We start from the raw sequence: 10,491 nt of genomic DNA, 5'->3' as shown, positions 1-10,491 counted from the left end.
GGCCCGGATTGTTCACGGTCGACGATCTTAGTCTATCGGTGCTCGAGCGGGTGTTTCGTCGCTGACGAGCTAGTCGTGCGGTTTTATAGTTTCCGAGGATGGCCCGCTTGCATACCTGCCTGCCGGTAATCTCTAACCGTTGACTTAGGGCGATGGCTTTCGGTTATCCGGCTTGAAAGCGAAGAGGTGGACCATTCTGCGTCGAGCGCCGGCACGATATGGAGTGCTGCTCCGGGCTATTACCATCCAGACAGAGCGGAACCTTCTATCACGTCAGACGCTCGGACAATTGCCAAAACCCATTTCCTGGGAACTGAATTGTGCTCGCCACCGGGTCCATTTTGCCGGCGCGTCTGTGGTGCAGGTCCCGATCAGCCTGACCACTGGCTGCCACAGGAACTGCCTACTTGTATGACCGAGCACTGCGCATTTGTCAGCTGGCGAACAATTCCTTGTAGCCGCTCGTCACCATCCAGTTCGCACGGTCGAGATGACTACGAAGCGCCTTCCTGGCGCGCTCCGGTTCAAGTGCCGGATCAATGCCGAGGATCAGATGGGCCATTTCCTCTTCGGGCGCCTCATCGGCTGAGGCGTCCAGGAGCCTCATATAGATGGTAAAGTGCGCCCTGTCGTAGGCGGTAAGACGGTCAGACCAAGGGACTTCGTCGAGCAGTGTTGAGCTTTGAGTCCTATCTGTTGCCGTTGATCGATTCATGTCTGCCGCGAACCTCGCATGTTGATCGCTGGATCCAAGGCAGAATATCCCAAAATGGGATAATCCGAAACGGGGATTAGTCGCTGAGCCGGTCTCTACCTGACCGGTTCACCTAAATGCCCAAATCTCTTCGATCTCCCCGCCACCAGCGGTTTCTGGCCCAGTTGATCTCACTGCGCAAGGTCAAAGGGCTGACGCAGGCGCAGGTGGCTGAGAAGCTTGGTCGTCCGCAATCTTTCGTGGCGAAATATGAGGGTGGAGAGCGGCGTCTCGATATCATTGAGTTTCTCGACGTAACTGCGGCCCTCGACGCTGATCCGTGTGAGATTCTGTTGAGCCTGCGTGCGTAGTGGGCGCCCGCGCCCATCACCGCGCGTGCCGGGTGCCGGTGGGTCGATCCCCGCTTTTCTTGGCTCAGGGCGTCTCGACCATTCCGCTGCGCCTCCTAGCGTGTCGTTAGACTCTCGCAATTCTCTCTGTTGTGCCTTTCCCAGCAGGGGCCGCCGCATCCTTCTAGGCCCGCCGCGGCGTCCCGCAACCCTTAGCTAGCTGTGAGCTTTTCGGGAGGTTGTCCATCCGGTCCTTCGGATGCGGTGCGGCTCAGACGGCGGGTCCGTTCCTGTCATGACTCGCCGCCGCACCGCTTCCTGGGAAGCAGCCATTGGCGAGCGAAGGACAAAACGATGAGACAGCGAAGCGCTAGGCCATCGGCGCCGACTGGAAGTCTTCGCGATCATCTTCGAGCGCATCCGCGCTGGGTGATGCGTCGATGCATGGTGGTTACGCGACTTCGTTGCTTGAAGCGAAGCGACCGCACCGCCCATTTCGTCAATTGGCGAACAAATCCTTGTAGCCGCTCGTCACCACCCAGTTTGCACGGTTGAGATGACTGCGAAGAACGTTCCGTGCGCGCTCCGGTTCGCGTGCCGGATCAATGCCGAGGATCACATGGGCCATTTCCTCTTCAGTGGCGTTGTCGGCTGAGGCGTCCAGGAGCCTCATATAGGTTGTAAAGTGGTCCTTGTCGTAGGCTGTAACGCGGTCTGACCAGGGGACCTCATCGGCAAACGGCGTGTTCGATTTGGGCTGTAACATCGCTAATTCTATCTCCGGCCAATGGACCCGCGAAGCCCTCTGCCTGCTAAATGTGGATTACATATTTTAGTTGATAAACTCAAGCCGCCTGATCCGCTGGCTTGCGTGCATGGATATGCGCAAGTTGGTCGGACGGAATGTGCAGAGGATCAGGCAAAGGAAGCGTCTGACGCAGGAGCAGCTTGCGGAGATTTCCGGGTTCAGTCAGCAGTACATCAGCGGCTTGGAGAAAGGCCGAAGAAATCCGACAATTATCACGATCTATGAACTGGCATTGGCCCTCGGCGTCAGCCATATGGATCTGGTTCGGCCCGACAAACAGGCCTGATACACCCGCCCTCCAAGTAGCTAGCGGCCTGATGGCGCGCGCCGGGTGCTCGTGAACCCACGCTTTTCTTAGGGCCCCCCGGCAGCCCCTGCCATTTGGCTCGCCCTGGCGCGGCGCAACCTATTGGACAGTCGGCCGCTGCGGTTTTTGTCAGCCTTTCCTGGGGCCTGGGGGTTGGTCGGCATTGCCTTTTAGGCCGCCGCGACCTCCCGCAACCTTCGCTCTCGCTTCAGGTCCTTCTCTTGGTTACGGTCCTTCGGATGCGGTCCGCCTCTTTCAGCGGGCCTAATCGCTTTCTGCCGCCCACCCCACGGGGACAGGCACGCGAGACTAGTATGGAGCGTTGCGGTTAGCGCACGAACAGCAAAGGAACCGAAAAAACAGGCAACTGTCGCAGCATGGCTGAACCAGCCATCGTGTCGGCATCTAGGAGCCGCGTGTTCGCCTTGCGCTGACACGAAGCTCAGACATGACGTCCGGGAGACGATGCTGGCAAATAGTCTGGCTGAAGCATTCCACCCACAATGCCAAAGCCCGTCCCGATCCAAAGCGCTTCTAAGCACTCCATCTCAGGCGCAAGGCCGGTTGGCCAGTGCACCTTCTTGGTCCGCCGGAAGAGAACCCCGCCCGACAATAGCTTCATGAGGTCTTGCGCTGCAGTGTCGACCGTAAAAAAGGGCGCGCGAGGCGCCCTTCATTTTAAACCGGCAGTCGGGAAGCAGACTTCACTCTGATATTCAAAAGCGGTAGGTGACACCTGCGCCTATCAGCCAGGGATCGAGCTCCGCCTTCCCCGTCAGCTTCGCGCCGGCCACCGTGACGTCGAAGTCCGGCTTCAGGAAAAGCTTCTTCACGTCGAAGTTGACGCCCCAGTGCTGGTCCACCATGTAGTCGAAACCGACCTGCAGCGCCGTGCCGAACGTATTCTTCACCTTGAGAGCGTCGGCGCTGCCGGTGTCCTGGTTATAGAAGATCGTGTAGTTCACGCCGGCGCCGACATAAGGCTTGAACGCGCCGAAATCGGTAAAATGGTACTGCAATGTCAGCGTGGGCGGGAGCAGCCAAACCTTGCCGATATTACCCGCCGAGCGGATCGTTCCCTGACCTTCGATGTTAGCATAGGTGGTGCCGAGTATGAGTTCGGCGGCGATATTGTCGGTGAAGAAATACGAGATATCGAGTTCCGGCGTCACCGTGTCCGAATAGGAAAGACCGGAGCCGGGAAGCGTATCAACGTAGCCCAGATCTTTCGTAACGACGCCCAACCCCCGCAGGCGGACCTGCCAAGGGCTTGGCGCTTCGGTGACCGAGGCTCCCGTCTCCGCCAGGACGGTCTCTGCTTGCGCAGGCTCCGCGGCGACGGCCTGCTGTCCCACGATGATCGGGGCCACCGCCGCTGCTATTGCCCGCGCTACGCCCATTCGCGTTCTCGCCATGATATTCACTCCTTGATGTTCAGAAAGGATGCACTGCACTATTTCGTCTCCTGCTCGAATGAATTGTTGATGGAGCTCAAATGCTCCTCTTGCGTTGCAACGCGTTCCGCCATCTCCGGAAGGTGATCGTTGAAGCCGATTGCGCTGCGGAGAAAATTGGTGCCTAGACTGATGAATGCGGCTTGCTCCCGATTGTCCTTGCCGTAGCCGTGCCCGCCTGCGCTGGCCTCGTAGAAGTAAGCGGGATAGCCAAGAGCCTGCAGTTTTGCGGCCATCTTGCGCGCATGGCCCGGATGGACGCGGTCGTCGCGTTTCGTGGTGGCGATCAGGATAGGCGGATAGGGCTGTCCCGGCGCCGCGGCGTGATAGGCGGAGATTTCCTTCAGGAAAGCCCAATCGTGAGCCTTGTCCGGATCGCCATATTCGTCGATCCAGCTCGCGCCCGCCAAGAGCTTGGTGTAGCGACGCATGTCGATAAGCGGAATTGTGCAGAACAGAGCCCCGAAATGCTCAGGATAGCGGGTCAGCATGTTTGCGATCAGCAGGCCGCCATTTGAGCCGCCCTCGGCGGCAATCCGCCTCGGCAGGGTGATGCCCCTTCGCACGAGGTCGGCGGCAACGGCGGCGAAATCGTCATGCGCGAGACGCTTGCCCTCCCTGCGCCCGGCATCGTGCCAGCGGGTGCCGAACTCGCCGCCGCCGCGGATGTTCGCCTCCACACACGTGCCGCCGCGCTCGAGCCACAGCTTGCCCAGCGGGGAGTTGTAGTAGGGCAGGAGTGATATGCCGAACCCGCCATAAGCGGAAAGGTGAATCGGAGCATCTCCGTTCCCGTTCGCCGGACCAACCTGCGTATAGGGGATCAGCTCATGATCGATAGAGACTACCTCGTGGCGCGTGACCACCAGTCCGGATGCATCGAAATTCTCCGGGCTGCGCTTCAGGATTGCTGAAGCGCTGAGAGACGGCGCGGCATTGAGATCGAATAGCAAGAGCTGCGGCGGCGTGATCGGATCCTGAGCGCAGACCAGGACCTCTCCATTGGTCTCGTGAACTGCCGCATCGAATGACCAGACGTGGACAGTCCCTTCGGCGGGCAGGGTGTCCAGGACTCGGCGCGTCCATTCCTGGTGGCCGGGAGTGAACATCTCCAAACGCGGTACGAGATTGACGAGGTAAGAGTTAATGAGCTTCCCGTCATTCCAGAAGAATGACTGCAGGGAGCGCCTTTCCGCTGGTTGAAACAGGGTCTCAAAACGGCGTCCGCCTGCGAGGAAAGAGGAAAGCGAGATGACGATCAGCGCGTCGGCGGGATGGGTGGTGCCTCCCACCGTCCAGGGCTTGCGCGGCCTTACCGCCAGCCAGTCGCCGAAGACCCGCCACGACGCGTCGCGAGGAAGATCGATCTGCGTCCTCGGCCCGCTCCTGTCGCCGATCCAACTGATCTTCTCGAAGAAGGCCCGTTTCTCAATGAACCAAAGGCGTTCGCTGCGGCCGGTGCGGTCCGAATGACCAGACACCTTGAGGCTCTCGAACCCGGCCTCGAAGATTACCGGCGTGGTGAGGGGATCCGCGTCACGCTTCCACACTCGCACGGTGCGCGCATAGCCGGAGCGGGTGGCCATGCCATTACCAAGCGCACTGGAAAGCAGAAGCGTGTCAGGGTCTAGCCAACTAACGTAGCCTTTGGCCTCGGGGAGATTGAAACCGTCGGCGACAAAGCTCAGAGAGATCAGGTCGAATTCGCGATGCACGACCGCGTCGCTGCCGCCGCGCGACAGGCGCAGAACGGCTCTTTCCCGTCTCTCCGGCTCGATGGACGCGCCGTCCCAGATCCAATCCTCTCCGTCGCTAGCCGCGAGAGCATCCAGATCGAGCAGTAGCTCCCATTGGGGATCCGCCTTCATGTAGGCGGCAAGGGTGGTCCGGCGCCACAGTCCGCGTGGATTTCCGGCATCTCGCCAATAATTGTAGAGGTACTGACCACGGCGCGCGATCAGGGGAAGGTTGTCGCGATTGTCGAAAATGGCTGTCAGAGCCGCGCGGTCGCGCTCGAACTGCGTTTCACTGAAGTGCTTCAGGGTCTTTGCCGACTGGCCGGCGGCCCAGGCAAGTGCCCGCTCGCCCTCTACATCTTCAAGCCAGAGATAGGGATCGTCTTCGGGAGCATCCAGCGTTGGACGGACATCAAATGCGTTCATGTCCGGACAGCCTTCAGAAAGAAGGGATAGATGCTTCCGTCGGCTCGGGAACGCTCAGTGTCGGTAGCGGCGCCCACATGTTCGAAAAGCGTGATCATTGATGAGTTCTTCCAGTCGGTGCGGCATCGCAGTGCTTTTGCGCATAGGACCGCAACCGTCGTGCCAACTGGGAAAATCGTTTCGGAACAATGCGATCGCTCTGGAAGCGTTGTGTCACATGTCCGACATCGTCGAGAATCCGACAACGAGTGCTCCTCCTAATCACCGGATCAACCTCCGGCGCCAGTCGGTGACACCGTGCAGAACTCGAGCAGTGAAGCTCATTGGTGAACTTGGTTGACGCCCAACATCTTCGCTCTGGAGCGCTTCACGCACACGGATTCATGGCAGACACCATGAGGCGATCGATGCGGTTAGCGACCAAGCTGGCTGCCTGTGGGTTTCAGCCGCCAGCTGGAAGCAGCGGAGTTCTGAGGAGAAGGATGGGGCACCGCTTGGGCGACCTGATGGTTGCCCAAGCCCTGCCGCAATCTTGGCCTGCACCGTCCCCTTGATTGCATTCCTTGAAGTCTGTCGATCAAGCCAGGAAGCTGCATTCGGCGAACGAGTTGTGTGCGTCAAGTTCTGCAAAAAATGGCGTGGCATTCAGCGGTGACATTGGCGTGTCCGCCGCGCAGCCCCGTGTTTAGCGGAGCGGCGGACACGGCGGCCGCGTCTCCCGCGCGCATGCGGTGCTGCGAACCCGCCGTCGCATTTTGTCGCAAAAGGCGGACTGGGCGCTCAGTCGCGACGGTTTTTTGGCCCTGACCGGCCGGGGTGGCGCGATGCCGGCGGCGGGACAAAAAGGCTGGGAAGGGCAGGGGGTGTTTGTCCCCAAAGCGGATACCAATGCGGCGATGGAGGTGCAGGAGCTGAATCCGCTGGCCCTAGAATTTGCCGAGATCGATGCTGTCCTGGCGCGCTCGTCGAAGATTCTGAGCGGCGCCGACGTGTCTGCTCGAAAAGAGGAAACGTCACGACGTGACCGGCCGAACCTGATCTACGATCTCGACTGGAATGAAGAAGAGCGGCTGGCCGAATGGCGGGATGTGATGGTCAGGACCCGCGATCTGCCGGTCATCCTGCGCGCCGCGGTCCTCCTCGAAGCCTGGTCGGACATCGAGGTGCTGCAGCATGCCACGTGGCTCGGGCCGCTGTTCGTCGCCGCGCTGCTGCGGCAGGAGGGTCTTGCCGCCAATCATCTCGTCAGCCTGCAGCTCGGCGCCAAGAACATTCCACGAGAGCGGCGGCGGGCGCGCAATCGCTCGGATCGGTTGTTGGCTTTTGTCGATGCCATCCACGAGGCAGCGCTCGCCGGGTTGAAAGAGCATGACCGGCTGGTGATGGCAAAAAGCCAGATGGATCGGCGGCTGCGGGAGCGGCGCGTCAGTTCAAAACTTTCCGACCTGATCGAGCTGGTGATGTCGCGGCCACTTGTCTCGACTGGCATGGTTCAGAAGGGGCTAAAAGTGACAAAACAGGGGGCGCTGAATCTGGTCGGTGAGCTTGGGCTGCGCGAGATGACGGGTAGGGGAAGGTTTCGCGCGTGGGGCATCGTGTGATGATGGGCTTTTTGGACGATAGACGGGCTGACGCTGGCGACTTGTCAATAGTGTGGTCGGGGATTGCAATGCCGTCACTAAAAACAAACCTAGTTAAAGAAATAGATCGGCTCCCACAGCCGACCAATACGGGCGCCATGCAGCCGCTTTTCGAAGCGGTCAGCAACTCGATTCATACCGCATCCCGGCAATCGAATCCTTACGGCCCGCACCCCCTGTCCGGATGGCTGACCAAGGACTCCCGGGCCACCGGCCTGAATGGGCATCCGGCCTGAGGGGCCGGATTCGGGTCTTTCGGCTGATCCGTCAACAAAGGAGCGATTTGCAGGCCATACAGCGCGTTCGTCGACGCCTTGCAATACTCTCAGGTCAGGGGGAAAGAGGTCACCTGTGCATGTGGCGTACACCGTGCTAGTGCAGTCTTGGGACGGCATGGGGCTTCGCATGGACAAGCAAACTAAGGGCGCATGGGTCATCCATCACGGCAGGAAGATTTCGGGCGACCAGCGTGGCGCGTCGGAATACAGCGCGATAGACCTTGCGGCGAAGGCGGCTTCGCTGCTGGTCAGGCTTGCGGAGAGCAAGCAAGCGGATCTGAACAAGAGCCAAGTGGTAGCCGCTGCAAGGATCGGCGGCCTGAATCCTAAGACAGAGCTGCAGGCATGCCTGACCCAGCTTCAGGGTCGCCGGGTCATCGATGTCGCCGCTGACGGTTCGATTTCGGTCATTGGCGTGACCGGTCGCACCGCGCTTGGTCACGCCTCGGACCTTTTCGACGAGAACGAGCCTCAGCCCTTCGAGCTGGCCTCTATAGGCCTGGCGGAGCTGACATCGTCCGCGCCCGTCGGCGTGAAGGCTGCGTCCGAGTACATCGGTGACACCTATAAGCTAACCAAGAACGATACCTCCGATTTCCTCGGCCAGGCTTATGGCATCGGGTTCGTTGACGCCGAGGGAGAAGGCGATGACCGCCTTCTGTTCAACGGCAACCTGTTCCGCCGGAACACAGCCCAAAAGACCAAGAAGGTGCTCGACTCGCTGACCCCGGCCGAACAGGCAAGCCTCCAGCAGTTCGAGCAGCTGCTCAAGGTGAAGGGCGCGGTCGTAGCCACCCACGCCAAGAAGATGCTTGGCGCTCTACTGCTCTCGAAGCTCCAGTCCGCTGCCGTCTTCGACATCAACGTCGTTTCCAACGAGGCCGGCGAACACGCGTTCATGACGTCGCCAGGCGCATTCCACAAGTTTACCAGTCCGCTGATCGACGACGCGTTTGATCATGCCAAGGCGCTGGTTTCCGCTCTCAGCTACGGCATGTCACAGAGCACGCCTGTCCGCGGCCGAATTTGGGGAGTTGAATTGATCCTTGCCAAGCTGCTCCGAGGCGAGGCGGTCGGCCCAGCTCCTGCCATCGGGAGCGACTACCGAGCGCTGGAGTTCGAGCGCGTTGTCCAGATAACGCATACCGGAAACGGCTATTTCACGATGCGCCTCCTGAAGATGGAGGTCGGTCAAATCGCCTTGCAGGTTCTGAAGGGTGGCGATGCCGCCGCAGCGGCGCTGGAAGTGCTTCCGAGCGCTGGCATGAGCGGGTACACTCCTCCGGAAGCCGCTCGGACGGATTTCCGGACAAAGAAACAGGGCCCTCAAAGCAAGTCGCAGATGCGGACGCTGTTGAGCGCCGTACGCGGTGGAGGCAGGCTATGATGGCCACGGCAAGCGGTGCAAAGGGTCTGAAGACCGAAGAGCTGGTCAGAGCATATTTCCTCCGTGCCGGGTTCTTCGTCATGCGCGGAATCAAGCTGCGGCATGATGGCGTCGAGCTGACCGACATCGACATGTGGGTATACGAGCGTTCAGCGACGCTGGCCCGGCGGCGCACTATCATCGACATCAAGGACAAAAGAACTCCGCAGGCAGCGGAACGGCTGTTCTTCGTCAAGGGAGTGGCAGGCGTCATCTCCGTCGAGGGCGCAGGCGTGGCCACGACCGACAACCGCCCCATGCTCCGGGAGCTGGCGCGGAAGCATGGAGTCCTGTGGATTGACGGGGCGGACCTCCAGCGCCTCAAGGACAGCGACGCGCTTTCCGGACTGAACCGCATGACCGAAGAGGAGTTCAACGGCGAGATCGCCGATATCGATAACGCGAGAAACGGTCGCGTCTTAAGGGACAAGATAGATGAGGTGAAATCCGCTGTCGCCGACAGGTTCGGGCCATCATGCGCCAATACCGCGCTTGAAGGCTTTCAGCTGTTCGCCCGCGAGGCCGTGAACGCGCATCCTGCTTCCGCCGCCGCTCGGGGAGCCGGACGCCTCACCTATCTCGCCGCCGCGATCGCTGCCGCCGCCTTCGATTTCGCTTCTGCGGACACCGCCCTCAGACCCTCTGCCGAACGCGTTCGACACATGACCGACGCCATCCGTTTCGGGGCGAACACCGAGGGAGCGCTCGCTAACCTGCGGTGGACTGAGGCCGCGATCAGGGAATACTTGCCGAACGGCGCCGGGCTGGCTCAGGTGGTCCGGGAGAAATTCACGGCGGAGCTCAATGCGGTTTCTGCCGAAGGACTGGCGGAAATCGTCATCAGGCTGAGCAATTCGGAGAAGCTGTTCAGCATCGCCAAGTCCCTTGAGAAGGTCGCCTACGCGTCACATCTCGTTTCCTTCGATCACCTCGATGCGGACACAAAGGGGTTTCTCGGTGCGTTGCTCGACTTCGCCGATATCAGCCGACCGAAATTCGCGGAAGGTTGGACAGGCCGTCCGCAGGCTGACACTGGCGTTTCCGGCAGATTCATGGAAGTTAAGAACGACGGTCGAAAGGTACCGGATAAGAGCGAGGAAGGCTCTGATAAGAGGAAAACCCCTCCGGCCCTGGGAAAGAATCAACGCCGTCTGCTGTGACGGCCCGCCTCGTCGATCGTGCGGCACGCTGTCCGAACAGCGTCCCGCGCGAACTCCACGGTCGCGAGGGCGACGTCCTGGTCGGTCAGCCCGCATGTCGGATGGTTCGTGGATCATCTGCGCCGCAGCAGACCGGCAGCGTGTTCGCTGGAGCGCCGTCGCCCGCCTCCGGTGACGGACGGCTCCAGAGTCGACCGTGAACAATCCGGGCG

General features: G+C 60.5%; 8 protein-coding genes and 1 pseudogene. 5 read left to right on the top strand and 4 right to left on the bottom strand.

Going from position 1 to position 10,491, the window contains the following annotated elements; genetic code table 11:
• Positions 1-433 precede the first annotated feature (433 nt).
• On the bottom strand, positions 434-715 hold the full coding sequence (locus tag EN859_RS34785; RefSeq protein ID WP_126038236.1) for a DUF2285 domain-containing protein: 282 nt from the start codon (positions 713-715) through the stop codon (positions 434-436).
• 116 nt (positions 716-831) lie between these two features.
• On the opposite strand from EN859_RS34785, the gene EN859_RS34780 reads away from it, so the two are divergent.
• On the top strand, positions 832-1,065 hold the full coding sequence (locus tag EN859_RS34780; RefSeq protein WP_126038239.1) for a helix-turn-helix transcriptional regulator: 234 nt from the start codon (positions 832-834) through the stop codon (positions 1,063-1,065).
• 478 nt (positions 1,066-1,543) lie between these two features.
• Here the strand turns inward: EN859_RS34780 and EN859_RS34775 are convergent, their stop codons facing one another.
• Positions 1,544-1,810 carry a DUF2285 domain-containing protein gene (locus EN859_RS34775; RefSeq protein WP_126038242.1) on the bottom strand — a complete coding sequence of 89 codons (267 nt, stop codon included), beginning with the start codon at positions 1,808-1,810 and terminating at the stop codon, positions 1,544-1,546.
• Positions 1,811-1,919: 109 nt separating this feature from the next.
• Here EN859_RS34775 and EN859_RS34770 point away from each other — a divergent pair, with 109 nt between their 5' ends.
• A complete protein-coding gene (locus tag EN859_RS34770) occupies positions 1,920-2,138 on the top strand; it encodes a helix-turn-helix transcriptional regulator (RefSeq protein ID WP_029354714.1) in 219 nt (72 codons plus the stop codon).
• A 737-nt stretch (positions 2,139-2,875) separates the two neighbouring features.
• Here the strand turns inward: EN859_RS34770 and EN859_RS34765 are convergent.
• Positions 2,876-3,574: an OmpW family protein gene (locus EN859_RS34765; RefSeq protein ID WP_126038246.1), complete on the bottom strand. Its 699-nt coding sequence runs from the start codon at positions 3,572-3,574 to the stop codon at positions 2,876-2,878.
• Between the two features lie 38 nt (positions 3,575-3,612).
• On the bottom strand, positions 3,613-5,775 hold the full coding sequence (locus EN859_RS34760; RefSeq protein WP_126038249.1) for a prolyl oligopeptidase family serine peptidase: 2,163 nt from the start codon (positions 5,773-5,775) through the stop codon (positions 3,613-3,615).
• Positions 5,776-6,500: 725 nt separating this feature from the next.
• Between EN859_RS34760 and EN859_RS34755 the strand changes: the two are divergent.
• The 3 genes and pseudogenes from EN859_RS34755 to EN859_RS34745 form a co-directional block, all read left to right on the top strand.
• Positions 6,501-7,376 (top strand): annotated as a pseudogene (locus EN859_RS34755) (RHE_PE00001 family protein); the annotation flags it as partial.
• Positions 7,377-7,820: 444 nt separating this feature from the next.
• Positions 7,821-9,080, top strand: a complete 1,260-nt coding sequence (locus EN859_RS34750; protein ID WP_126043846.1) for a hypothetical protein — start codon at positions 7,821-7,823, stop codon at positions 9,078-9,080.
• Positions 9,077-10,279: a hypothetical protein gene (locus EN859_RS34745; protein ID WP_126038253.1), complete on the top strand. Its 1,203-nt coding sequence runs from the start codon at positions 9,077-9,079 to the stop codon at positions 10,277-10,279. Before EN859_RS34750 ends, EN859_RS34745 begins: the two co-directional genes overlap by 4 nt.
• The last annotated feature ends 212 nt before the right edge of the window (positions 10,280-10,491 follow it).

The sequence above is a fragment of the Mesorhizobium sp. M00.F.Ca.ET.216.01.1.1 genome (genome assembly GCF_004010325.2).
Taxonomy (GTDB): Bacteria; Pseudomonadota; Alphaproteobacteria; order Rhizobiales; family Rhizobiaceae; genus Mesorhizobium.
This window is presented reverse-complemented; position numbering and strand designations above follow the sequence as displayed.

Bases quoted from the DNA above. Each gene is read 5' to 3' on its own strand.
- EN859_RS34760 (WP_126038249.1), bottom strand. From the start codon at position 5,775: ATGAACGCATTTGATGTCCGTCCAACGCTGGATGCTCCCGAAGACGAT.
- EN859_RS34765 (WP_126038246.1), bottom strand. From the start codon at position 3,574: ATGGCGAGAACGCGAATGGGCGTAGCGCGGGCAATAGCAGCGGCGGTG.
- EN859_RS34780 (WP_126038239.1), top strand. From the start codon at position 832: ATGCCCAAATCTCTTCGATCTCCCCGCCACCAGCGGTTTCTGGCCCAG.
- EN859_RS34750 (WP_126043846.1), top strand. From the start codon at position 7,821: ATGGACAAGCAAACTAAGGGCGCATGGGTCATCCATCACGGCAGGAAG.
- EN859_RS34745 (WP_126038253.1), top strand. From the start codon at position 9,077: ATGATGGCCACGGCAAGCGGTGCAAAGGGTCTGAAGACCGAAGAGCTG.
- EN859_RS34775 (WP_126038242.1), bottom strand. From the start codon at position 1,810: ATGTTACAGCCCAAATCGAACACGCCGTTTGCCGATGAGGTCCCCTGG.
- EN859_RS34785 (WP_126038236.1), bottom strand. From the start codon at position 715: ATGAATCGATCAACGGCAACAGATAGGACTCAAAGCTCAACACTGCTC.
- EN859_RS34770 (WP_029354714.1), top strand. From the start codon at position 1,920: ATGGATATGCGCAAGTTGGTCGGACGGAATGTGCAGAGGATCAGGCAA.